Genomic DNA, 24,012 nt, shown 5'->3' on the forward strand with positions numbered 1-24,012 from the left:
TCGCGCACGCCCTCTCACAGGTTGAGATCAGCCCTCGGTCGGATCGATGTCGCCGCCCGGCAGCTCACTCGCCTCGCCCTGTACCTGCACGTTGTTGCGGCCCATTGCCTTGGCCCGGTAGCACTGGGCATCGGCCGCCGCCACGGCCTGGTCGACGCTCATCCCGCCCGTCAAGGGCGCGATGCCGATGCTGGCGCCCACATGCAGGCGGTCCTGGTCCCACGGAATCGACAGCGACGCCAGGGTGTGCAGCAGCTCGCCGCCAATGCGCGCTGCACGACGCGGCGTGCAACCGGACAGGATCACCGCGAACTCATCGCCACCCAGCCGCGCCACCACATCCGAATCCCGCACGCCGTGGCGCAGCACGCTGGCCACCGCCCACAGCACGGCGTCACCGGCCAGATGGCCCCAAGTGTCGTTGACCGGCTTGAAGCGGTCCAGGTCGATGTACATCAGCGAGGCGGCCTGGCCGGTACGCTCCACGCGGGTGATCGCCTGCTGCAGATGCACCTCGAAGCCACGACGGTTGCTCAGCTCGGTCAGCGGATCGATCTCGGCCAGGTGGCGGGCTTCGCGCTGCCGCGCCCGCTGCTGGGTGTCGTCGCGCAGCACCCACACCGCGCCGCGCACATGGCCCTCGTCATCGCGCAGCCAGGCGCGGGTCAGATCGACCGGGATCGTGGCCGTGCCCAGGCGCAGCAGAAGGTCAGCATGCAGGTCCACCGCATTGCTTTCCGGGTCCAGCAGCACGGATACATCAAGCACCGAGCCGGGCGCGTATTCGGTGGTCAGCGCCAGTACGTCCTGCACGTTGTGCCCTGCCAGCGACAGCGCGCCATCACCGGCGAGGGTGCGGACAGCAGCGGCGTTGGCGTAATCGATACGACCGTCCAGACTGACGCTGAGCACCAGATCGGCCACGGCATCGAGGGTGATGCGGCTGCGCTGCTCGCTCTCGAACAGGCGCTGTTCGCTGCTGCGCTGGGCGCTGATGTCCTGGATCTGCGACACGAAATGCAACGGCTCGCCATGCTCGTTGCGCACCAGCGAGACCGATAGCCGCGCCCAGATCACCTTGCCGTCGCGATCGAGATAGCGTTTTTCCAGGTGATAGTGACTGCGCCGCCCGGCCAGCAGATCCTGCACCAGGGCCAGGTCGGCCTGCAGGTCATCGGGGTGGGTCAGGCGTTGGAAATCAACCTGCAGCAGTTCCTCGCGGGGGTAGCCCAGGATCCGGCACAGGGCGTCATTGACGTCCAGCCAGCGCCCCTCCAGCGACACCAGCGCCATGCCCAGCGCCGCCGACGTGAACGCACCGGCGAATTTCTCCGCCGCCAGGCGTGCTTCGGCACGTGCCTGCAGGATCTCGGTGATGTCGATGGACATGCCGACGTAGCCGATGCGCGCGCCGCCGGCACCATCCATGCGGCTGATCGACAGGCGCACCTGGCGTGGCTGGCCGTCCTTGCGCCGCAATGTCCATTGCCTTGAATAGGTCTGCGCATCGGCACGGGCGCTGAGGGCTTCAAACGCGCCCGGCAGGCGTCCGTCCGCAGCCGCCAGCGGGCGCAGCCATGCCGCCAACTCGTCCGGATCGTGGAAATCACCCAGTCGCCGCTGTCCGACCACTTCCTCCGCGCTGTATCCCAGCAGACGTTGCGCACCGGTATTGAACAGGGTAATGGTGCCTTCGGTATCGGTCGCGATCACCGCCACCTCGTCGGACGCATCGACCACGGCCTGCAGCCGCTGCCGGCTTTCGGCGGCGTCCTGCCGCGCCTGCTGCAGCTCGGTCACGTCGGCGTGCGCACCGGCCATCCACAGCGGTCGTCCCTGCCCATCCCATTCGAACACGCGGCCACGGTCGTGGATCCATATCCACTGGCCGTTCTTGTGGCGCATGCGGAGCAGGCAGACATAGTTGTCGCTGCGGCCTTCAAAATGATCCTCAAGTGCCGCGTCGGACAGGACGATGTCATCGGGATGGACCAGCTTCAGGAACGTCTTCTGGCACACCGGCTCCAGCTCTTCCAGGCGATAACCGACGATCTCCGCCCAGCGCGCATTGACCCGCATCTCGCCGGTCTGCACGTTCCACTCCCAGGTGCCGGCGGCGGTGCCGTCAATGATCATCGCCAGGCGACGACGCTCTTCGGCCAGCGCCTGCAGGCGCCGCTCCAGCAACCCGTTGCCGTTGGTTCCCTGACCGGCCATCAACCCGTACCCCGGCCCGCACAGGGAGGCAGCGGCCGCAGCGCGACGCTGCAGACCTCAACGAAGACGACGGGTCCTGCTGGCGTCATGGCCCTCCCCAGCAACAGCGGGGTGGCCGGACGCCTCCCCTCAAGCGCAAGTGTGCGCAATCACGGGGAAAATCGACAAGTCCCCCGCCACGAATCAAGCGTGACGGGGAACACGGTCCTCAACTGCGCTTGGCGCGGGCGAAGGCCTCGGCCAGGGCGTTGTTGGCCGGGGGCGCGGACGCGGCGGGACGGCCGCCATTGCCCTGGCCCCGGTTCGGCCCGCGGTTCTGGCCGCCTGCATCGCGGCGGGGACCCTGCCCATGGCCGCGCTCATCACGCTGGCCCGGGCGGCTGGTGGCTTGGCCGGGGGTATCGTCCAGGCGCCGGGTCAGGGCGATGCGCTTGCGCGCCACGTCCACCTCCAGCACCTTCACCTTGACGATATCGCCGGCCTTGACCACGTCGCGCGGGTCCTTCACGAACGTATCGGACAGGGCCGAAATGTGGATCAGGCCATCCTGGTGCACACCGATATCGACGAAGGCACCAAAGGCCGCCACGTTGCTTACCACACCCTCGAGCACCATGCCCTCGCGCAGATCCTTGATGTCCTCGACGCCCTCGGCGAAGCGTGCCGCCTTGAACTCGGGGCGTGGGTCTCGGCCCGGCTTCTCCAGTTCCTTGAGGATGTCACGCACGGTCGGCACGCCAAAGGTGGCATCGGTGAACTGCTCGGCCTTCAGGCCGCGCAGGAAGCTGCCATCACCGATCAGCGCCTTGATCGGGCGCGCGGTGCTGGCCACGATGCGCTCGACCACCGGGTAGGCCTCGGGGTGTACCGCCGAAGCATCCAGCGGCTCATCACCGTCGGCAATGCGCAGGAAGCCCGCGCACTGTTCAAAGGTCTTCTCGCCCAGGCGCGCCACCTTCAGCAGGTCCTTGCGGCGCTTGAACGGGCCGTTCGCGTCACGGTGGCGCACGATGTTCTCGGCCACCGTGGCCGACAGGCCGGACACCCGCGACAACAGTGCAGCCGAAGCGGTGTTCACGTACACGCCCACCGCGTTCACGCAGTCCTCCACGCGGGCATCCAGCGCGCGCGCCAGACGGTACTGGTCCACATCGTGCTGGTACTGGCCGACACCGATGGCCTTGGGTTCGATCTTCACCAGTTCGGCCAGCGGGTCCTGCAGGCGGCGGGCGATCGACACCGCCCCACGTAGCGACACGTCCAGCTCCGGGAACTCCCTGGCCGCGAACTCGGACGCCGAGTACACCGACGCGCCGGCCTCGCTGACCACCACCTTCTGCAGCTTCGGGTTGCCAGCGGCCTTGATCGCTTCGCCGGCCAGCTTGTCGGTTTCACGGCTGGCGGTGCCGTTGCCGATCGCGATCAGTTCCACGTTGTGCTTGGCGCACAGCTGCTTGATCGTCTGCAGCGACTGCTCCCACTGGCGGCGCGGCTCGTGCGGGTAGATGGTGTCGGTGGCCACCAGCTTGCCGGTGGCATCGACCACGGCGATCTTGCAGCCGGTGCGGATGCCCGGGTCCAGTCCGAGCACGGTCTTCGGGCCGGCGGGTGCCGCCAGCAACAGGTCCTTCAGGTTGTCGCCGAACACCGCGATGGCCTCGGCTTCGGCCTTCTCGCGGGCCTGGTTGAACAGGTCCAGCAGCAGGTGCGTGTGCAGCTTGGCGCGCCAGGTGAGCCGGCAGGCGTCCAGCAGCCAGCGGTCGGCGGCGCGGCCCTGGTCGGCGATGCCGGCCCTGCGCGCCACGCGCCCTTCGGCGTACTGGTGGCCGGCCTCGGCATCACTGCCGGGGTCCAGCTCCAGGAACAGGATCTCCTCGCGGCGCGCACGGAACAGCGCCAGCAACCGGTGCGAGGGAATCTTCGCCAACGACTCGGCGTGATCGAAGTAATCGCGGTACTTGGCGCCTTCGGTTTCCTTGCCCTCGGCCACGCGCGCGCGGATCACGCCGGTTTCGCCCAGCCAGGTGCGCAGTTCGCCGACCAGCGCGGCGTCTTCACCCCAGCGCTCCATCAGGATCGCGCGCGCACCTTCCAGCGCAACCTTGGTGTCGGCCACGCCTTTGTCAGCATTGACGAAGCTGGCCGCAAAGCTCTGCGGGTCCTGCGTCGGGTCGGCCAGCAGGCCATCGGCCAGCGGCTCCAGCCCCGCCTCGCGGGCGATCTGGGCGCGGGTACGGCGCTTGGGCTTGTACGGCAGGTACAGGTCTTCCAGACGGCTCTTGGTATCGGCGGCCAGGATGTCGTTGCGCAGTTCGTCGCTGAGCTTGCCCTGTTCGCCGATGCTGGCCAGCACCGCTGCGCGACGGTCCTCCAGCTCGCGCAGGTAGGTCAGGCGCACTTCCAGGTTGCGCAGCTGGGTGTCGTCCAGGCCGCCGGTCACTTCCTTGCGGTAGCGCGCGATGAACGGAACGCTGGCGCCCTCGTCGAGCAGGCCGACGGCGGCGCGCACCTGGGCGGACTGGGCACCGATCTCGTCGGCGATGGTCTGGGCGATCTGCTGGGCGAGCGCGCTCTGGGCGTTCTTGGCGTCGTGCATTGCTTCAGGTCTGTGCCGCATTACGGGAAGACCCCATTCTGGCAACCCGCGACGGAGCCGGACAAGGCATTGACAGGGCGCAAGGTTCAGCGGCGTAGCCGGATTGGACGCCGGCATCCTGGCAAAGCGCGGGCCCGGACTGGCCCTGGGCTGGGATGCCGGCGCGGGCGCGCGATGGTGGGCGCGCCCTGCCGCGTGTTACGAAGGTCAGCGGTAGTGGCGGGCGGCGCGCTGCATGACGATCTCGTCACGCATGCCTTCCAGGGCCATCAGGCGGACCTTGCCGACACCCTGCAGTTCCATGAACCGCTCCGTGTAGAACTCCGGCCCCAGCGCGGTGTCGGCGCGGGATTTGCTGAAGCCGTAGGGCACCACGCCCTTCTCGCCATCCTTGCTACCACCGACATAAAGAACGATTGCCATGTGATGTATTCCTCCAAATTGCTACTGCGTACTGCACTCGATGAGCGATGCTGCGAGCTCATCGAGGGAGAGCTTACCGCGTCGAACCTGACTGGAACGTCACGAAGGCTAATGACGATCGGTTGCATGCAGATGACGGCGGGATCGCAGCAGAATGCTTACGGATCTTTAACTTCCGGCTAACGAATCAGTACGGGATTCCCGCCAACGGCGCAGCCCCTCGTGGGTTGGTCGCGAAGTGCGTTTCATGTGATTGGTCAGGGCGGGATGGGGTCGCGGGACACGCCGTAAACCCATCCATGGGGGCTCGATGGCGCCATCCATGGCGCCAACGGTCCCGCGACCCCATCCCGCCCTGCCCCTGACAGGTTCCGTGCGCGTCCAACCACGGAAAAGAAAAAAAAGAACACCAAAAGCAAAAGCGGCCTGGCCGGCTCGCTTTTTGTACAGCCGAGCCCATGCTCGGCTGCTTTCAGGCCAGTCCGCGAAGCCGAGCGCAGGCTCGGCTCTACACGAGCAAGCGCAGCGCGCGACCCGCTTCTGCTGTTCTTTTTCTTTTCCGTGGCTTGGCGCACACGGGAACTGTCAGCGGCCGGGTGGGTGGGGCTGGCGGGGTATCCGCGGCATGGATGCCGCGGCTAAGCCCCCATGGATGGGTTCACGGCGTCCCCGCCGGCCCCCACCCACCCGGCCAGCCCCCAGGAAGCAGGCATTCCGCGACCAAGCCACGAGGGGCTGCGCCGTTGGCTGGAAACTACGGCCACCAGCCACGCCCGAACCGGGCGAAATGATCGGCCGCCCGTTCAAACGGGTTGCGCGCACTCACCCCGCCGCACAGCAGGTACACCGGCAGGTACAGCGGCCCCAGCACCATGTACTGGTACACGTGCGCACGTTCGTGATCATCCAGCCGGATCAGCGGTTCCACGCCCCACCCCGCCTGATGCGCATAGGTGCGGCAGGAAATGCCCAGGTCATGGCCGGTATGCAGGATCACGTTCCCCAGCGTGATCGCCCCGCCTGGCCCCCACGGCCAGCGGTCGAACACCAGCGCACAGTCGCGCGCGCTCCAACGCAATGACGCGCCGCCGAGCATGCCGGCCAGGCCGCCGATCAGGCCGATCAGGGAATTGGGTGACGTCCACACCGCGCCCAGTACCTGCAGCGCGCGCAGCCAGATCGGCCAGGGCTCAGGGGCAGTCTTCAATCGGCCTCGTTCGGCATCAGCAGCCACAGGATCAGGTAGACCAGGATGCCGGGGAAGGCGGCCGAGCCAATCGATATCAGCACGAACACGATCCGCACCAGCGTGGGGTTCCAGCCGAAGCGGTGGGCGATGCCGCCCATCACGCCGGCGATCATGCGATCGTTCAATGAGCGCGACAGCGTCTTGGGCGTGGTGTTCATGGCAGCGGCTCCGGGAAACGGACAAGGCAGTCGAGCATGGCTGGACTCTACACCGCCCCGATGTCTACGGCGTGCGGTGGCGCAGGGCCTGCAGGCGTGCGCCGAACCAAGCGGCTGCGGTCTGTTCAGGCTGTCCTGGACACTGGATGCGGTAGGGCTTGCCACTCATGCTGCTCTGGCTGGCAGCGCGCTCGATGAACTGCTCGGCGCTGTCCACCATGTCCTTCTTCAGCAGGTAGTCGTACTTGCGCTGCAGGTGCGCGCGCGCATCACTGCCATCGTGCCAGCTGCCATTGCGCTGGAAGCGGCATTGGGAGCCGTCCAGGCTGGCGATCAGCTGGGCGATCTCCCGCCGTGCATCCGCACTGGGTGCGGCGTGGGCAAGCGGCGCTGCCAGCAGTGCCGCAAGAATCAACAGAATCCGGTACGTCATCATCCCCCCAGGTCAGTCGAGCATGGCTCGACTCTACAGGTCACGCGCCTTCAACCAGCCATCGATCGTGGCCGGCACTTCGCGCTGCGCACGGCCGGAAACGTAGATGCCGATATGCCCACCACGGAAACTGGACTCGGTGTAGTCATCCGTACCCAGGCGCCCACGCATCGCGCGCGAAGCATCCGGTGGCACCAGATGGTCCTGTTCTGCATAGATGTTCAGCACCGGCAGCGTCACCTGCGACAGATCCACCGCTTCCTCGCCGATCCGCACCGTGCCGTTCATCAATCCGTTGCCCTGGTAGAACTGCTTGATGAAGTCGCGGAACGCCTCGCCCGCCAGATCCGGTGAATCGAAGATCCACTTCTCCATGCGCAGGAAGTCCTCCAGCGCGGCCTTGTCATCGAGGATGTCGAGCAGGCCCACGTACTTCTGCACATTGAGGCGGAACGGCTTGAGCATCAGGTAACTGGCATTCATCAGGTCGGCCGGGATGTTGCCCAGCGTATCCACCAGCAGGTCCACATCCACCTGCCGCGCCCAGTGCGAGAGCATGTTGTCGGCCGTCTGGAAATCGACCGGGGTGACCATGGTGATCAGCTTGCCCAGCTTCTGCCGGCGCAACGCGGCGTAGCAGAGTGCGAACACGCCGCCTTGGCAGATACCCAGCAGGTCGACCGGGCCACCACTGCGCGCACGCAGCGCATCGACGGCACCATCGATGTAGCGCAGCAGGTAGTCCTCCAGGGTCTGGAAGCGCTCCGAGCGATCCGGGTAGCCCCAGTCCAGCACGTACACGTCCTGGCCCAGCGCCAGCAGCTTCTGCACCAGCGAACGGTCGGCCTGCAGGTCGACCATGTACGGACGGTTGACCAGCGCGTAGACGATCAGCAGCGGCGTACGCCGGGTCGGTGACTGTTCGCCGACGAAGCGGTACAGCACCACCTTGCCGTCGCGCCAGACTTCCTCACGCGCGGTCACGCCATAGTCCACGTCTTCCACCTGCGGCAGCAGCTTCAGCCCTTCCATCAGCTTGCGCTGCATGGCCAGGGTTTCCTGCATCAGGTCATCGGCGTTGAAGCCCAGCGGCCCCTTCATCGGTCACGCGTCCGAGTGGAAGTGCGAGGTGCGGCCTTTTTCGCTGACGCCTTTTTCGCAGCCGCCTTCTTTGCCGGCGCGGCCTTCTTCGCGGCCTTACGTACGGCCGGCTTCACCTTCGCCGGCGCCGGCTGCGCCACTGGGTCCACCTCGGCAGTTCCAGCCAGCGCCGCCACCTGTGCCTGCAGGCGGCGCAGGCTGCGCTCCAGCTCGGCGATACGGCGGTGTGCGGCATCCATCTCGCTGCGGGTCGGCAGGCCGATACGTTCACTCATCTGTTCCACCTCGCGCTGCAGGCCGGCACGCAGGCGCATCTGCGCGTTGCCCAGCGAGGCGTACACCTGCTGGAACGGTTCGGACATGGCGACCTTGGCGTAGGCCTCCTCGGCCACTTCGATCCACAGGTCGAACATCGCGCGGGCGCTGGTCAGCTGGCTGCCCGGCTGTTCGTGCTCGGCCAGGCGCTGCTCGAACAACGCAAAGGCCTCGTCCAGTGCCCGCTTGATCAGGTCGACATAGGCGCGCGAATGCTGCTGGTATTCTTCCTGCGCACGCAGCAGGGCCTGCCAGCGCGCCTGGTGCTCGCGGCCGGGGCCGAATGCCGGGCTCTGCAGCCATGGGCCCGCCTGCAGCTGGAACTGCTGCAGCCATGCGGCGAATTCGGGCACGGCGGCGCCGGCGTGGGTGCTGCCACGGGCCCCTTGCAGCATCCATTGCAGCATGCCATCGCCCTGCCCCTGCACCGCCTCACGCCAGGCCTGGGCCACATCGGCACTGCTGGCGTCGCGGCCGGCAAACCGAGCGGCGACCTCCTGCATGGTGCCGTACCAGCTCCCGGCCTGTTCGCGGAACCGGCGCACGGCATCTTCCGGCGCGCCTGGGCCCTGTTCCGGCAACAGCTGGCCCCACCAGTCGAACAGGCGCTGCCAGCTGCCCGGGTCGTCGCCCGCCGGTGCGCTGGGCGTGCCCGCGTGGCGCAGGGCATCGCCCCAGGCGCCGAAGTACTGCCGGGCCAGGGTCTCGAAATCACTGCTGCCGGCGTCGTGGGCCGAGCTGGTCATCGCAGGCCTCCGCAGGGCTGGCTCATGGCTTGGGAATGCGCAGGGTCTTGCTGATCATCAGCGACCCGGACAGGGCGAACAGCAGCACCATCGGGTGCAGCTGCCACGGGCCGATCTGCCACTGGCCGAACCAGATGTTCTGGCCGATGGCATCGGTACCGGCGGCGATCGCCAGCACGATCACCAGCACCAGGCTGGTCGGGATAGGGGTGCCTTCAAAATACGTGACCTTGCCCTCGTCGCCGGTCATTGCCTCGGCGGTGACGTTGTAGCGCGCCAGGCGGCTGACGCCACAGCAGACGAAATAGCTCAGCACCAGCCAGTCCCAGCCGCCCTGCATGCCACATGCATAGGCCAGCGCCGCCGGCGCGACGCCGAACGAGATCACGTCGGACAGCGAATCCAGCTCGCGCCCCAGGGTGGAGCTGGACTTGCGCCAGCGCGCGATGCGGCCGTCGAGGGCGTCGAAGATGAAGGCCAGCGGTATCAGCGCCATGCCGAACAGCAGGTAGCCGCGCTCGCCGTCCTGCAGGAAGCGCATTGCGGCAAACACCGCACCGGTGCCGCAGAAAGCATTAGCCAAGGTGAACCAGTCGGCCAGCTGGAATTCGCGCAGCATCGAGAAGTGACGTTTCATGGGGTCTCACGGAGCATCGAGGCCCACAGGTTACCGCGAGCGCCGCTGCCGGCGACAGCGCCGGCAGGCCGCGGCCTTCACTGCTCCCTCACGCACCCTCACCGGCGGTGAATTTTTCGCCACCCATCTTGACAGCCTAGGGGGGTGGAGCCTGTCGCGGCTTATCCACAAAGTTGCCCAGGCGTAATCCACACCCCCTGTGGACAACCAGATCTCACCGACTGCGACGGTGGACATTTCCTCATCACCCTGACGCGGGGTTTCCCTACTTCCCAAGCCGCAAGGTCAGCGCTATGGTCATCGGCGGACCCGCCGCCGCCACGTCCGAATCTCTTCGATGGACGACGACGATGCTGGATGCTTCCACCCTGGCCGCGCAGCTGCGGCAGCCCCATGGCGACGCCGCACTGGCGGTGGCCGACTCGATGAACCGCAGCAACAGCGCCCTGAACCTGGCCGCGATCGGGCTGCTGGCGGTGGCGGCCGGCGAACGCATCCTGGAGATCGGCCCCGGCAATGCGGCCTTCGCGCCCCAGCTGTTGCAAGCGCCGGGCAGCCAGTACCTGGGCGTTGAACTGTCCGCCGCCATGGTCGAGGCCGGCAACCGGCGGCTGGCCAGTGCCGGCCTGGGCGACCGGGCCGCGATGCGGCTTGGCGATGCCCATGCGCTGCCGGCGGACGAGGCATCCGTGGATGCCGCACTGGCGGTCAACACCCTGTACTTCTGGCCCAACCTGGCCCCGGTGCTGGACGAGCTTGCGCGCGTACTGCGCCGGGGAGGGCGGCTGTGCCTGGCGTTCGGCGATGCGGCCTTCATGCGCAGCCTGCCGTTTGCCGCCGATTTCCAGCTGCACGAACTGGACGCAGTTGAGCTGGCGATGCGCGTGTCGGGATTCAACATCTCGGCCTGGCGCAGCCATCGCGAAACTGCTGCCGGCAATGACGGGCAGACGCGGGAGAAGCATTTCCACCTGCTGCTGGCGCATCGGCGCTGATTGCCGCCGGGCATGGCCCGGCGCTACCCGACCCGCATCGGCGTGGATTTTCGCCGGATGCGATCCGACCGAGCGGTGGAGCCGGCCGCTGGCCGGCCGCCCCGGCAATGGCGCTGCGGTCAGGCCGCCGCCGGCAACCGGTTGCGCCACCTCGCGAAACACATCATCTGCAACACCAGCATCGCCACCAGTCCCAGCGGCCACGCCCACCACAGGCCGGTCAGCCCGTGCCGCGCCTGCAGCCACATCGCCAGTGGCAGCTCCAGCAGCAACACCGCTGTCATGCCCAGCAACGCCGGCAGCAGCACAGTCCCGCTGCCGCGCATCACGCCGACCAGCACCGTGGTGCCGCCCATCGCCAGCACGCCCCACACCACCGTGCGCAGCTGAAGTGCGGCCAGTTCGCGCACCTCCGGCGCCGCCAGGATCAGGCCGGTCAGCCACGGCGCCAGCGCCATCACCAGCAGCACCACGACCGTCAGCATCGCCAGGGCCAGCAGCACCCCGGTGCGGGCAATGGCGGGCAATCGTGCCGCACGTCCTGCCCCCATCGCATGCGCGGCGAGGATGGTGGCGGTGATGCCCAGCGACATGGCCGGCAGCTGCACCCAGCTCATCAACTGGTTGACCGCACCGTAGGCCGCCGTGGCGGTGTAGCCATAGCGGTTGATCCAGCCGAGCAACACGATCTCGGCAATGGCCAGGCTGAGCATCTGCAGCGAGGACGGCACGCCGATGCGCAGCATCGAACGAATGATCGCGCCATCGAAACGGATGGCCCGCAGCAGCTCATGGCCGGGTGCCAGCGGGTGCCCCAGGCGATGCCAGCTCCACAGCAACCAGACCAACGCCAGCAGCGAGGCAAATGCTGCCGACACCGCGGCACTGGCCGCGCCCAGCTGCGGCAGGCCGCCCCAGCCGAGGATCAGCAGTGGCGTGCACAGCAGGCCGAGCACGGTCGCCAGCAGCAGCGCGTGCAGCGGCGTCTTTGCATCACCCACCGCGCGGCTCACGGCCGTCGCCAGCCACAGCAGGAAGAACACCGGCGCACTCAGCAGCAGCACCCGCGCATAGGTGATGGACTCACCGAGGATCGGTGCCGGTGTACCCAGTGACATCAGAAGCTGTGGTGCGAAACCGCTCCCCAGGGCCATCACCAGCACCGACAGCACAAGGATCAGCGCCACCGCACTGCCAGCCACCACGCGCACCTGCTGCGGCCGACCCGCGCCCCAGGCGTGCCCGATCAGCACCATCGCGCCGGTCGCCAAGCCCATCACCAGGGCCAGCAGCAGGAAGAACACCGGGAAGAACGCAGCGGCCACGGCCACCGCCTGGGTACCGAGCAGATGGCCGAGGTAGATGTTGTCCAGCGTGCCTGCGGCCAGCTGCAGCGCATTGGTCAGCAGCATCGGCAGCAGCAGGGCCAGGTAGGTGCGCCACAGAGGCGGCGCGACCAGGGGCGTGGGATGTACAGGGGAGTTCATGGGGTTCTCTGGGCAAGGCGCTGCCCTGCCCGGCGTTTCCACCAGCAAAGCAAGCACAAGGGACCGGGCCGTGGCCCGCGATCAGGTGGCGCCGCCGCTCAACGACGGCGCGATGGATCAGCCGTCAGCGCTGTCGAACGCCAGACGCAGGGCGTGGTCGCGCACATCCCTGGGCCAGGAATGCAGCACCGCTTCCAGGCCCGCACGGTCGTGCGCGAACAGCACGCGGATGGCCTCCTCGAAGCCCGGCAGGTCGCCGGCGATGGTCTGCAGGAAGTGATAGGCGCGTTCGGCATCGCGACGCCGGCGGTCCTTGTCCGCACCGGCGCGGCTGGCCGTCTCCACCAGTTTTCGCAATGCCACCGAGGCGCCGCCCGGCTGCTCGGCCAGCCAGGCCCAATGGCGCGGCAGCAAGGTCACTTCACGGGCGACCACGCCCAGCTTGGGGCGGCCACGGCCACGCGGGGTCGCAGCGTCTTCGGCAGTGATTTCGGCATCCGCCTCGTCAGAGGGGGGAAACGCTTCGGTTACCCGCGCCAGCAGTTCCTCGTCACTGCCGCGCGTATCGAAATCGCGGGTGCGACCGGTGGCGTTGTCGAACACCAGCAATGGTCTGGCAGCGTTGTCGGCGCGCAGCCGCTTGAGCGCCAGTGCTGCCACTTCCGGGCTGCCGCAGGCAACAAGGCGATGGCCGTCGAAACAACTGAAAGGAGGGAGTCGGGACGCAGGCACGGCAATGGCATCAGAGGTGATGCGCGAATATTGCCCGGGTAATTTATGACTGTCAATATTGCCCGGGTATTAATCGACCAAAAGAGCGTGCCAACCCAGATTGGCACTCCCCGGAATGGTTGGCACCTCCCCGATTCACCGGGTCACAGCCGGCTGTAGGACCAACTGACCATGCGCCCGTCCTTGTACGGCATCACGCCGTGGAACGGGCGCGGGTCGGCGTCGAACACCAGCGGCAGGAAGTTGCGGTCGCCCTCCCACATCGGCAGCGTGTCCAGCTTGTCCAGGTCCACCCACTCCAGCGTGCCCTCATGGTTGCCGCCGTGCGGGGTGCCTTCGAAACTGTCGATGACGAACACGAAGCCCAGCCAATCCTCACCGTGCTTGCCGAATCCCGGCCAGCTGATGGTGCCGCGCAGGCGCATGCCGGTGCAGTCGATGCCGGCTTCCTCGGCGATCTCGCGACGCATGCCTGCCGCGACGTCTTCAGTCGGTTCGATCTTGCCACCCAGCCCGTTGTACTTGCCCAGATGATGGTCACCGGGACGGGTATTGCGATGGATCATCAGCACCTGGCGACGATCGGGCGACAGCACGTAGCCCAGGGTGGCGACGATCGGGGTGTACGGCATGGGCAGCATCCAGCGGCAGGTGAGCCGTGGATTATGGCCGATCAGCGCACCAGCGACAGGCGGCGTTCGGCGGGCGCCGCGACGCCATCGGCATCGCGGCGCAGCGTGGCCACGCCGTGGCCGCGCTCGGCCAGGTACTCCAGCCACTTGCCGAGGAAGGTGTTCATCCGCATGCGGTGGCTGATCAGCTCCGCCGGCGGCGGGTACAGCCCCATGGTGTCCTGCCAGCGGCGGCCGACGTAGCAGTGGGTGGTCTCGGCCTGGCGCGCGTCACGGTACAGGCGAACATAGGCCGATGGATCAGGCTCGCCAGTGACCGGGTCGGCCAGGTCGTAGGTCAGCCGCAGTTCCACCGTGTAGCGGTGGCACTCGATCACGTCCAGGCGAACGTCCAGGCCATCGCCGACCGAGGAGACGTAGCTGCCCGTCATCAGTCCAGCCGGTTCGAACAGGCGCACCAGATGGCGGTAGTTCTCCGCGTACAGGCCCATGAGCCAGCTCAGCCGGCTCAGGCGGGGAATGCGTTCGGTACGGGGCAAGGCTCGGGCCATGGGTCGATCCTACACGTTGGTGCTTCAACGTGGGGGCGGGATCACCCCGACCAAAGGGGCTCGGTATCGACCAACGGTCGATACCCACCGTGCAGGAGGGTCGATGCCCCAGCGCAGGAGGGTCATCACCCCGGAGGTAGGCCACGACCGTTGGTCGTGGCGCACGGATCAATACAGCTCGCGCTGCAGCCCCAATGTGGCCAGCACCTTGCTGGAAATCTCCTCGATCGAGGTATGCGTGGTGCTCAGGGTCGGAATCCGCTCCATGCGGAACATGGTCTCGGCCGCGGCCACCTCGCGCTTGCAGGTGTCCAGGTTGGCGTAGCGGGAGTTCGGGCGGCGCTCCTGGCGGATCTGCTGCAGGCGGTCCGGGTCGATGGTCAACCCGAACAGCTTGCGCCGGTAGTTGCGCAGGCGCGGCGGCAGGCGGTCGCTTTCCAGGTCCTCGTCGGTCAACGGGTAGTTGGCCGCGCGCACCCCGTAATGCAGGGCCAGGTAGATGCAGGTGGGCGTCTTGCCGGCGCGCGACACCGCCACCAGGATCACGTCGGCATCGTCGTAGTTCACCGCAATGCCATCGTCATGGGTCAGGGCGAAGTTCATCGCGTTGATGCGGCGGTGGTAGGTATCGAAATCGACCATGCCGTGGGCCTGGCCGACCCGGGCCAGGCGCGGGCTGGCCAGTTCACGCTCCAGGGGCTCGATGAACGGCGCGAACACATCCAGCATCAGCGCCCCGCTGTCGGCCAGGATCAGGCTCAGGCTCTGGTCCACGCAGGAGTTCACCACGATCGGCCGGACCTGGTAGCGCTCACCTGCCGCTTGGATCCGGGCGCAGGCTTCACGCGCTTTTTCGGGGTCGTCGACAAACGACATTCGGTCGGTAATGAAGCTGAATCCGGAGAACTGGGTCAGCAGGCTATGCCCAATGGTTTCAGCGGTGATACCGGTTCCATCGGAAACGTAGAACACCGGACGGATGGTCGACATGCGCGCTTTTACCCCCTACGAAGCTTAAAAAGGCCGCCAGCACAAGCTTGTGCCGACGGTGCTCTGCCCGGCATCATATCGGCTTCTTCCTACGGACGCGGCCACTCAGCCCGCCTCGGGCGATGGCCAAACGGAGCATCGCGCTTGAACGAGAACATCCTGTGGTTGCACGAACTGCGTCTGGCCGATCTGGCCCGCGTAGGCGGCAAGAATTCGTCCCTGGGCGAGATGATCGGCAACCTGGCCGGTCTGGGCGTTTCGGTGCCGGGCGGTTATGCCACCACCGCTGAAGCCTTCAAGGACTTCATCGCGCACAACGACCTGTCCAAGCGCATCTTCGACAGGCTGGCCACGCTGGACGTCGAGGACGTCAATGCGCTGACCGCCGCCGGCAAGGAAATCCGCGGCTGGGTAATCGATGCCCCGCTGCAGCCGCAGCTGGACCAGGACATCCGCACCGCCTACGCCAAGCTGAGCGCCGAGAATGGCGGCGGCGACGTTGCCGTGGCCGTGCGTTCGTCTGCCACCGCCGAGGATCTGCCGGATGCGTCCTTCGCCGGACAGCAGGAAACCTTCCTCAACGTGACCGGTGCCGACGACGTCGTGCACAAGGTCAAGGAAGTGTTCGCCTCGCTGTACAACGACCGCGCCATCGCCTACCGCGTGCACCACGGTTTCAAGCATGAGGACGTGTTCCTGTCCGCCGGCGTGCAGCTGATGGTGCGTTCGGGCGTCGGCTCCTCCGGCGTGCTGTTCACCCTGGACACCGAGTCCGGCTTCCGCGACGTGGTGTTCGTCACCTCCTCGTTCGGCCTGGGCGAGATGGTCGTGCAGGGCGCGGTCAATCCGGACGAATACTACGTCTACAAGCCCACCCTGCAGGCCGGCAAGCCGGCGATCCTGCGCCGCTCGCTCGGCAGCAAGGCGATCCGCATGGTGTATTCGGATGTCCCCGGTGAGCGCGTCCGTATTGAAGACACCCCGGCCGAACTGCGCACCACCTTCTCGATCAGCGACGAGGACGTGCAGGAACTGGCCAAGCAGGCGCTGGTCATCGAAAAGCACTACGGCCGCCCAATGGACATCGAGTGGGCCAAGGACGGTGTCAGCGGCAAGCTGTTCATCGTGCAGGCGCGCCCGGAAACGGTGAAGTCGCGCAGCCACGCCACCCAGATCGAGCGCTTCGCGCTGACTGAGAAGGGCGGCAAGGTGCTGGCCGAGGGCCGTGCCGTCGGCGCCAAGATCGGTTCGGGCGTGGCCCGCGTGGTGAAGACGCTGGACGACATGAGCCGCGTGCAGCCGGGCGACGTGCTGATCGCCGACATGACCGATCCCGATTGGGAACCGGTGATGAAGCGCGCCTCGGCCATCGTCACCAACCGCGGTGGCCGCACCTGCCACGCCGCGATCATCGCGCGCGAGCTGGGCGTGCCAGCCGTGGTCGGTTCGGGCAACGCCACCCAGGTCATCGAGGATGGCCAGCTGGTCACCGTCAGCTGCGCTGAAGGCGATACCGGCTTCATCTACGAAGGCAAGCTCGGCTTCGAACGCACCACGACCGATCTGGGCAACATGCCGCCGGCCCCGCTGAAGATCATGATGAACGTGGCCAACCCGGAACGTGCCTTCGACTTCGGCCAGCTGCCGAACGCCGGCATCGGCCTGGCCCGCCTGGAAATGATCATCGCCAGCCACATCGGCATCCATCCGAACGCGCTGCTGGAATACGACCGCCAGGACGCGGCAACGAAGAAGAAGATCGACGAGAAGATCGCCGGCTACGGTGATCCGGTCAGCTTCTACGTGGACCGCCTGGCCGAAGGCATCGCCACGCTCACCGCCTCGGTTGCACCGAACCCGGTGATCGTGCGCCTGTCGGACTTCAAGTCCAACGAGTACGCCAACCTGATCGGCGGCAGCAACTACGAGCCGCACGAAGAGAACCCGATGATCGGCTTCCGCGGCGCCAGCCGTTACGTCGACCCGAGCTTCTCGGCCGCCTTCGCGCTGGAGTGCAGGGCCGTGCTGCGCGTGCGCAACGAAATGGGCCTGGACAACCTGTGGGTCATGATTCCGTTCGTGCGCACCCTGGAAGAAGGCCGCAAGGTCGTCGAGGTGCTGGAACAGAACGGCCTGAAGCAGGGCGAGAACGGCCTGAAGATCATCATGATGTGCGAAGTGCCGTCCAACGCACTGCTCGCCGATGAGTTCCTGGAGATCTTCGACGGCTTCTCGATCGGCTCCAACGACCTGACCCAGCTGAGCCTGGGCCTGGACCGCGACTCGTCGATCGTCGCGCACCTGTTCGACGAACGGAACCCGGCAGTGAAGAAGCTGCTGTCGATGGCGATCAAGGCAGCACGTGCCAAGGGCAAGTACGTCGGCATCTGCGGCCAGGGCCCGTCCGATCACCCCGATCTGGCCGAATGGCTGATGCAGGAAGGCATCGAGTCGGTGTCGCTGAACCCGGACACCGTGGTTGATACCTGGCTGCGCCTGGCCAAGCTGAAGGCCAACGGCTGATCCGGCTGTAAGGCTGATTAAAGAAACCCCGCCTCGGCGGGGTTTCTGCTTTTGGGACCAACTGGGCCGATATGTCATTTGCAACTATTCCAGTAGGCGCCCTGAAATGGCCGACGCACACTGGGAGGACTGGAATCACTTCCCTGCAAGGTTCGCCCCATGACCACCCCATTCGCACTTGGACTGTTCAACTACTCCGGTCCGTTGGCAGGAGCGCGGGAATTCCAGGAGTTTCACGAGTTTGCTATATCCATGCTCGAAGAGCGTGGAGTACAGGCCACCTACTTTGCGTCTGACGGAAAGGGCCACAGCAGCAACTTGGCAAAACTGGGCAATGCAGCACATCGAAGACTTCTGGCCAGTGGCTTCAACGAGCTGACTCTCCTCAGTGTTGTCGCTGTACCCAAAGGAAGTGACGCGCCCGCCTATGATCTGACCGCATCAGTGGACTTCTCCTCCAGTTGTGAGCTTGGAACGGAATTCGTTCTGTTCTCCAAGGACGCTCGCTTTTCTCTGGAACCGCAGTCCTTCCGCGAGCTCCTGGTGGGGCTGATCGCTCTGTATGACTGGGACTTTGGCTACGTCACCCACCCGCCCTTCGAGCGGAGCCCGCAGGCCTACATCATGAGCTACTGCGATGGCACACAGCCGCAGGACGAAGAAGACCGCAACCAGATCTGGTATGACGCCCCGCCAGAGGTGCGCCTGCACAAGGCCCGCAACATTTTCCCGCTTAGTCTGCTCAATCCGGCACAGCTGGGTGCACCCGTCGCGCCCGACAAGACATTGGCTGGGATACTGCAAAGTACCCCCGGCTGCACATTGGAAGAGCTGGTGCCCGGCCGCCTCTGGCTCAGCACGGTAGAACCGCATCTGGTGCAGGGACTACGCTCGCTGCTCAAGGGTACGGGCGCATTGATCGAAGATGGGTGACATCACGTTCATCCCGCCGTGCCGATAATTTGCCCGCATGCAACCCCGCCTCTGCGGGGTCTTCAGTTTTTGGCGTTCTTGAGCGCCGCGCCCGTTCGACAAGGAGCCCGCATGATTGCTACAGCCCCACCCGCCCCCGCCGCAACGCCCTGGTTCCACTCGCTCAACTGGGAGCGCCTGCTGGAAACCTACGGTGTGCCGTTACTGGCCGCCATCGTGGTGCTGCTGGTGGGCCTGTGGGTGGCGCGTCGCCTGTCCAACGCGATGCCGCGCGCCACAGCGCGCATGGGCGTGGACCCGATGCTGGGCAGCTTCCTGCGCAACGTGGTGTACGCCGCATCGCTGGTGATCGTGGTGGTGCTGGCCATCGGCACGCTGGGCGTGCAGATCACGCCGCTGCTGGCCGTGCTCGGCACCGCCGGCCTGGCCGTTGGCCTTGCCCTGAAGGATTCGCTGTCCAACATCGCCTCGGGCGTGATGCTGGTGACACTGCGGCCGTTCCGCGTCGGCGACGTGGTCACCGTTGCCGGACAGACCGGCACGGTGCGCGAAGTGCGCATTTTCCAGACCGTCATCACCGGTGCCGACAACCAGCACACCACCATTCCGAACACGCTGATCACCGCCGCGCCGATCATCAACCTGACCGCCGAGCCGACCCGCCGCGTCGAACTGGTAATCGGCATCGGCTACGAGGACAACATCCAGCTGGCACGCGACACCGCGCTGGCGCTGATGAAGGCGGACCCGCGCGTGCTGCAGACGCCGGCACCGGACGTGGTGGTGTACGAGTTGGGGGCGCATGCGATCAACCTCGGCATCCGCTGCTACGTGAAGTCGGCCGACTGGTTCGGCACCAAGGTCACGCTGCTGGAGCAGCTGAAGCTGGGCTATGACAAGGCCGGCATCAACATTCCGTATCCGCAGCAGGACATGCACCTGTACCTGCATGGAAAGGATGGCAGCGTGGTGGAGGCCGACGCGCTGGTGCGCGACAAGCCCTGATCCATCCCCGGGCTGCCGGCCAGCGGCCGGCACTACCCCCGCCGCCTGACTGAAATGCCGGCCAGCGGCCGGCGCTACCCGCGCCCCCGGTAGTGCCGGCCGCTGGCCGGCAGCCTTCAGGATCAGGCCGCGACGCTCTCTTCCAGCGTCGGGTAATCGGTGAAGCCAACCGCGCCACCGCCAAAGAATGTTGCACGATCCGGCGGATTCAGTTCCGCCCCCAGTCGCAGGCGCTCAGGCAGATCCGGGTTGGCGATGAACGGCCGGCCAAAGCCGATCAGGTCAGCCCAGCCTTCGGCCAGTGCCTGCCCGGCGCGCTCGGCGGTGTACTTGCCGGCGTAGATCAGCGTACCCGGGTAGACCATGCGCAGCGCCTGCTTGAACGCCACCGGCATCGGCGGTGCATCGTCCCAGTCGGCCTCGGCAATGTGCAGGTAGCCCACCCCCATCTCACCGAGCAGGTGTGCGGCAGCCAGATAGGTCGCCTGCGGCGTATCGTCCACCGCCCCCTGCAGCGTAGTCAGCGGCGCCAGGCGCACGCCCACACGCTCGCCACCGGCAACCTCGACCACCGCCTGCACGACCTCGCGCAGGAAGCGCAGCCGGTTCTGCAGCGAACCGCCATAGCCATCGGTACGCTGGTTGGCCTGCGAGTCGATGAACTGGTTGATCAGGTAGCCATTGGCGCCATGCAGTTCGACGCCGTCGAAGCCCGCCTCCAGCGCATTGCGGGCGGCCTGCGCGTAATCGGCGACGATGCCCGGAATCTCGTCTTCGCGCAGCGCACGCGGCATCGAATGCTGGATCATCTCGCCGACGCCGGCTTCGGGACCTGCCCCTGTCGGGTCGACGAACACTTTCACGCCATCGGCCAGCAATGCCGAGGAAGACACCGGCGCTGCGCCATCGGGCTGCAGGGCCACATGCGAGACGCGGCCGACGTGCCACAACTGCGCGTAGATGCGGCCACCGGCGGCGTGCACCGCATCGGTAACCTGCCGCCAGCCCTTTACCTGTTCGGGGCTGTGGATGCCCGGCGTCCAGGCATAGCCCTGGCCCTGCGGGCTGATCTGGGTGCCTTCGCTGACAATCAGGCCGGCACCGGCACGCTGCGCGTAGTAGGTCGCCATCTCGGCGGTAGCAACATTGCCGGCAGCCGCACGCGAGCGGGTCATCGGCGGCATCACGATGCGGTTGGGCAGGGTCAGCGGGCCCAGACGGTGGGAGGTGAACAACATGGCGGACATCTCTTGCGGGGGGAGTGCCGCAAAGAATGGGGATGGCGCCCGCCCCGCAACAGGCACGCACTGGCAAAACAGTTGTTCCCCCACGGCAAGGATCACCCGGTACGAGGGCTCATCCACGCATGGCGTGGATCTACTCCACCCTTGGCTCGATCTTTACCGCACCGTGTGCCACGCGGTCATAGCAGGCGCGCACCACATCTTCCCCGTACTTCAACTCCAGCCGGCGCACGATGAAGTGGCCGCGCGCCATGTCCTGGTAGTAGTCGGTGAACATGGTATTCAGCGTTGCACCGGCGGCAGCACCGACGATCGGCACCGCCTGTGCGGCGAACTTCTCGGTGACCACCACGCCGAAGCGCGCCGCCACCTTCTCCACCAGCTTCGCCAGCAGCTTGCCGGCTTCCTTCGGCGCCACGCCCAGGGTCAGGTCGCGGCCGGTCACCACCCGCCCGGCCAGCTCGGCCGACAGGTGGCGCATCACATCCGTGGTGAAGCCGCGGGCCAGGTAGTAGCCGGTCTCGCTGGCGTCGTCGCGCGGCGAGTTGCCACCGAGCGCGAACACCTCCAGGCACGCCTGCCGGGTGCTGAACTCGGACAGGTCGAAGCCCTCGCTGCGGGCCACGTCGGCCACGGCGCGCATCATGATGGTGGTCGACACCGGCAGTTCGATGAACAAGGCCGCGAAACCAAAGGCACCGCCGACCGCGCCCGAGGTGGCCGCCGCCAGCTTGTGCCAGCGGGTGGACGCCACCTTGCCGGGGGTATTGTCCATGCTCCACAGCGCGGCCTGTGCCGATTTGCTCAGCGCTGCCTGCACCGCACCGTGGATGCGGTTGGAGACCGAGCTGGGCAGCGCCTTCACCGCGAACTCCAGCGGCGTGCCGACCAGATTGGCCATGCGCGCGGTCAGGGTCGGAGCTTCCAGCAGGGCCACCGCGCGCTGCAGGTCGGACCAGTCGCGGGCGTCGTGGGCGATGTCGCGGGGAAGCAGGATGGGCTCGTTCATGGCGCCGATCTTAGCGCCAGGGAGTTGAACGGAGGGTGGTAGCAACCTCGCCACCGGTCTATGATCCCGCCAGCAGCCCCGCTTTCATGGGGCCATGGAACAACCCAGGCAAGGACGCCCCATGCTCGCCCGACTACTGCTGCTCTGCACCCTTTCCCTCGCTGCTCTCGGCCTGCCTCACATCGTCAAGGCCGAAGGTCGATGCCCACCGGGTTCCTACCCTATTGGCGGGCAAGGCGTGTTGGGTTGTGCGCCGATTCCCGGAGGCGGTGGTGGCGATGCCGGACTTGCTCCGTCCATCCCAACCACCCGAGTAAAGATGGGCTCCGAATGGGTTGCATTTGCCCGCTCGCCGAACGGCACACTCCTCGCATGGAGCGTTCGCCAACACAAACAGAAGGCTGCCGAGAAAGAGGCATTGAAGACCTGTAACAAGCGCAGCGGAACACAGTGCGAGATCATTGCCTCGTTCACTGAAAGATGTGCCTACGCATTGCAGCACTACGACACTGGCCAGTTTGAAGTGGTCTTCCGCAGCGACAACGAATTGGCACTCGGCACCGAGGTCGCACGCCAGGCCTGCCCCAACGGCTGCCGACCGGTTCATTTCACTTGCGGCCGGCCAGTCAACCTGTATGGCCGTGGTCCCGACCCCGGACCCAACTGGTCTCCTTGACGGTGGAAACAGGGGGAGCGGTTCTGTCCCCCGTTTCTGAATTGCCGGCCAGCGGCCGGCACTACCAGTTCGCGTGTCATCCGGTAGCGCCGGGCCATGCCCGGCGTTGTTGTTCAGGCCGTGGGCAAGCCCGACAGCGCGCCCATGAACTGGCGGTAATGGCGCAGCTCGGCGATCGAGTCGTGCACGTCGCTCAGCGCGGTGTGGTTGCTGTTCTTGCCGACGCCGGCGGCCACGGTCGGCGCCCAGCGCTTGGCCAGTTCCTTCACCGTGGACACGTCCAGGTTGCGGTAGTGAAAGTACTTCTCCAGGCGCGGCATCTGGCGGTGCAGGAAGCGACGGTCCTGGCAGATCGAGTTCCCGCACATCGGCGACAGGCCAGCCGGGATCCACTGCGCCAGGAAGTTCACGGTCTGCGCCTCGGCCTGGGCCAGCGTGGTGGTGCTGTCCACCACGCGCTGCCACAGGCCCGAGCGACGGTGCTGGTTGCGGTTCCACTCGTCCATCGCTTCCAGCGTTTCCAGCGGGTGATGGATGGCGAACTCCGGGCCCTCGGCCAGCACATTGAGCTGGGCATCGGTCACCACCGTGGCGATCTCGATGATCGAATCGTTATCGGTATCCAACCCGGTCATTTCCAGGTCGATCCAGATCAGTCGCTCGTTGGCCGCGCCGGTGTCCGCCATTGTGTCGCCTCGTTGCTGGGCAGGCGCGCGGCCTACCGGTAAGGGAAAGAGGCGCCCATCATACCCTTTCGCCTCTCAGCCCTCGCCGGCGTGGTCTTCCAGCAGCAACGGCGGCTTGCCACGCTTGGCGCGGAAATAATTGGTCAGGCGCATGCTGGCCTCCTTGGCCAGCACCCCACCATGGATCTCCACCCGGTGGTTGTGGCGGGCATCGCCGAGCAGGTCGAACACGCTGCCGCAGGCGCCGGTCTTGGGGTCGCTGGCGCCGTAGACCAGGCGGGCAACGCGTGCATGCACGATCGCCATCGCACACATTGCGCACGGTTCCAGGGTCACGTACAGAGTGCTGCCGAGCAGCCGATGGTTGGCCAGCCGCGTGCCACCGGCCCGCATGGCCACGATCTCGGCATGCGCGCTGGGATCGTGCGAGGCGATGTTGAGGTTCCAGCCCTCGCCCAGCAGCTGGCCATCGGCGCCCACCAGTACCGCACCGACCGGAATCTCATCGAACTCGCGTTGCGCGCGCTCGGCCAGGGCCAGCGCGTGGCGCATCCAGCGTTCATCGGCGTCGTGCACCGGTACACCCAGAGCATCGGTCATGGCGGTTCTCGCGTGTGTGCAGGGCCAGGATGGCCGCCGGGGCCGCATTGTACGCCCGCGGCCGTGCAGGCGCC

23 protein-coding genes are annotated in these 24,012 nt (G+C 66.6%); 5 read left to right on the forward strand and 18 right to left on the reverse strand.

Annotated elements, in window-relative coordinates; all coding sequences use genetic code 11:
- Positions 1–27: 27 nt before the first annotated feature.
- The 9 genes from AC5P7R_RS05540 to AC5P7R_RS05580 form a co-directional block, all read right to left on the reverse strand.
- The gene (locus AC5P7R_RS05540; RefSeq protein WP_111099252.1) at positions 28–2,217 is read right to left on the reverse strand and encodes a PAS domain S-box protein; all 2,190 of its coding nucleotides are present in this window, start codon (positions 2,215–2,217) and stop codon (positions 28–30) included.
- Between the two features lie 208 nt (positions 2,218–2,425).
- A complete protein-coding gene (locus AC5P7R_RS05545; protein ID WP_021204530.1) occupies positions 2,426–4,813 on the reverse strand; it encodes a Tex family protein in 2,388 nt (795 codons plus the stop codon).
- Between the two features lie 207 nt (positions 4,814–5,020).
- Complete coding sequence (locus AC5P7R_RS05550; protein WP_005410085.1) at positions 5,021–5,236, reverse strand: hypothetical protein; 216 nt, start codon at positions 5,234–5,236, stop codon at positions 5,021–5,023.
- A gap of 754 nt (positions 5,237–5,990) precedes the next feature.
- Positions 5,991–6,443: a hypothetical protein gene (locus AC5P7R_RS05555; protein WP_197575817.1), complete on the reverse strand. Its 453-nt coding sequence runs from the start codon at positions 6,441–6,443 to the stop codon at positions 5,991–5,993.
- Positions 6,440–6,643, reverse strand: coding sequence for a PspC domain-containing protein (locus tag AC5P7R_RS05560; RefSeq protein WP_021202820.1), 204 nt, complete (start codon positions 6,641–6,643; stop codon positions 6,440–6,442). The genes AC5P7R_RS05555 and AC5P7R_RS05560 overlap by 4 nt, the downstream gene beginning before the upstream one ends.
- 64 nt (positions 6,644–6,707) lie before the next feature.
- Positions 6,708–7,076 (reverse strand): YfeK family protein, encoded by a 369-nt coding sequence (locus tag AC5P7R_RS05565; RefSeq protein WP_031269840.1) that lies wholly within the window; start codon positions 7,074–7,076, stop codon positions 6,708–6,710.
- 33 nt (positions 7,077–7,109) lie between these two features.
- Entirely contained in the window at positions 7,110–8,177 is a 1,068-nt protein-coding gene (gene phaC / locus AC5P7R_RS05570) for a class III poly(R)-hydroxyalkanoic acid synthase subunit PhaC (protein ID WP_021202818.1), read from the reverse strand.
- Positions 8,174–9,238: a class III poly(R)-hydroxyalkanoic acid synthase subunit PhaE gene (gene phaE, locus AC5P7R_RS05575; RefSeq protein ID WP_058981418.1), complete on the reverse strand. Its 1,065-nt coding sequence runs from the start codon at positions 9,236–9,238 to the stop codon at positions 8,174–8,176. Before phaE ends, phaC begins: the two co-directional genes overlap by 4 nt.
- Positions 9,239–9,260: 22 nt before the next feature.
- Positions 9,261–9,875, reverse strand: coding sequence for a CDP-alcohol phosphatidyltransferase family protein (locus AC5P7R_RS05580; protein ID WP_019660264.1), 615 nt, complete (start codon positions 9,873–9,875; stop codon positions 9,261–9,263).
- Between the two features lie 350 nt (positions 9,876–10,225).
- On the opposite strand from AC5P7R_RS05580, the gene AC5P7R_RS05585 reads away from it, so the two are divergent.
- Complete coding sequence (locus tag AC5P7R_RS05585; protein ID WP_227853637.1) at positions 10,226–10,870, forward strand: class I SAM-dependent methyltransferase; 645 nt, start codon at positions 10,226–10,228, stop codon at positions 10,868–10,870.
- Positions 10,871–10,989: 119 nt separating this feature from the next.
- On the opposite strand, the gene AC5P7R_RS05590 is transcribed toward AC5P7R_RS05585, so the two are convergent.
- The 5 genes from AC5P7R_RS05590 to ppsR form a co-directional block, all read right to left on the reverse strand.
- The gene (locus AC5P7R_RS05590) at positions 10,990–12,357 is read right to left on the reverse strand and encodes an MATE family efflux transporter (RefSeq protein WP_478435895.1); all 1,368 of its coding nucleotides are present in this window, start codon (positions 12,355–12,357) and stop codon (positions 10,990–10,992) included.
- A gap of 117 nt (positions 12,358–12,474) precedes the next feature.
- A complete protein-coding gene (locus AC5P7R_RS05595) occupies positions 12,475–13,089 on the reverse strand; it encodes a DUF2239 family protein (protein ID WP_227853635.1) in 615 nt (204 codons plus the stop codon).
- Between the two features lie 143 nt (positions 13,090–13,232).
- A complete protein-coding gene (locus AC5P7R_RS05600; RefSeq protein WP_005410095.1) occupies positions 13,233–13,721 on the reverse strand; it encodes an NUDIX hydrolase in 489 nt (162 codons plus the stop codon).
- Between the two features lie 41 nt (positions 13,722–13,762).
- The gene (locus tag AC5P7R_RS05605) at positions 13,763–14,272 is read right to left on the reverse strand and encodes a DUF1249 domain-containing protein (RefSeq protein WP_134730765.1); all 510 of its coding nucleotides are present in this window, start codon (positions 14,270–14,272) and stop codon (positions 13,763–13,765) included.
- A 168-nt stretch (positions 14,273–14,440) separates the two neighbouring features.
- Positions 14,441–15,262: a posphoenolpyruvate synthetase regulatory kinase/phosphorylase PpsR gene (gene ppsR, locus AC5P7R_RS05610; RefSeq protein ID WP_005417170.1), complete on the reverse strand. Its 822-nt coding sequence runs from the start codon at positions 15,260–15,262 to the stop codon at positions 14,441–14,443.
- 144 nt (positions 15,263–15,406) lie between these two features.
- On the opposite strand from ppsR, the gene ppsA reads away from it, so the two are divergent.
- The 3 genes from ppsA (at position 15,407) to AC5P7R_RS05625 (ending at position 19,723) form a co-directional block, all read left to right on the forward strand.
- Positions 15,407–17,785 (forward strand): phosphoenolpyruvate synthase, encoded by a 2,379-nt coding sequence (gene ppsA, locus AC5P7R_RS05615; protein WP_227853634.1) that lies wholly within the window; start codon positions 15,407–15,409, stop codon positions 17,783–17,785.
- 159 nt (positions 17,786–17,944) lie between these two features.
- Positions 17,945–18,718 carry a hypothetical protein gene (locus tag AC5P7R_RS05620; RefSeq protein ID WP_227853633.1) on the forward strand — a complete coding sequence of 258 codons (774 nt, stop codon included), beginning with the start codon at positions 17,945–17,947 and terminating at the stop codon, positions 18,716–18,718.
- Between the two features lie 111 nt (positions 18,719–18,829).
- On the forward strand, positions 18,830–19,723 hold the full coding sequence (locus AC5P7R_RS05625; RefSeq protein WP_478427139.1) for a mechanosensitive ion channel family protein: 894 nt from the start codon (positions 18,830–18,832) through the stop codon (positions 19,721–19,723).
- A 122-nt stretch (positions 19,724–19,845) separates the two neighbouring features.
- Here AC5P7R_RS05625 and AC5P7R_RS05630 read toward each other — a convergent pair whose 3' ends face one another.
- Together AC5P7R_RS05630 and AC5P7R_RS05635 are read right to left on the reverse strand one after the other, a co-directional pair.
- A complete protein-coding gene (locus AC5P7R_RS05630) occupies positions 19,846–20,961 on the reverse strand; it encodes an alkene reductase (protein WP_478427140.1) in 1,116 nt (371 codons plus the stop codon).
- Between the two features lie 139 nt (positions 20,962–21,100).
- Positions 21,101–21,976, reverse strand: coding sequence for an EcsC family protein (locus tag AC5P7R_RS05635; protein WP_478435897.1), 876 nt, complete (start codon positions 21,974–21,976; stop codon positions 21,101–21,103).
- A 121-nt stretch (positions 21,977–22,097) separates the two neighbouring features.
- Here AC5P7R_RS05635 and AC5P7R_RS05640 point away from each other — a divergent pair, with 121 nt between their 5' ends.
- Complete coding sequence (locus AC5P7R_RS05640) at positions 22,098–22,652, forward strand: DUF4189 domain-containing protein (RefSeq protein ID WP_152525789.1); 555 nt, start codon at positions 22,098–22,100, stop codon at positions 22,650–22,652.
- Between the two features lie 113 nt (positions 22,653–22,765).
- On the opposite strand, the gene orn is transcribed toward AC5P7R_RS05640, so the two are convergent.
- Complete coding sequence (orn, locus tag AC5P7R_RS05645) at positions 22,766–23,338, reverse strand: oligoribonuclease (protein WP_228354623.1); 573 nt, start codon at positions 23,336–23,338, stop codon at positions 22,766–22,768.
- 75 nt (positions 23,339–23,413) lie between these two features.
- Complete coding sequence (tadA, locus tag AC5P7R_RS05650) at positions 23,414–23,938, reverse strand: tRNA adenosine(34) deaminase TadA (RefSeq protein WP_021202807.1); 525 nt, start codon at positions 23,936–23,938, stop codon at positions 23,414–23,416.
- Positions 23,939–24,012 lie beyond the last annotated feature (74 nt).

The organism is Stenotrophomonas sp. YJH_SMC_27 (assembly GCF_059369815.1).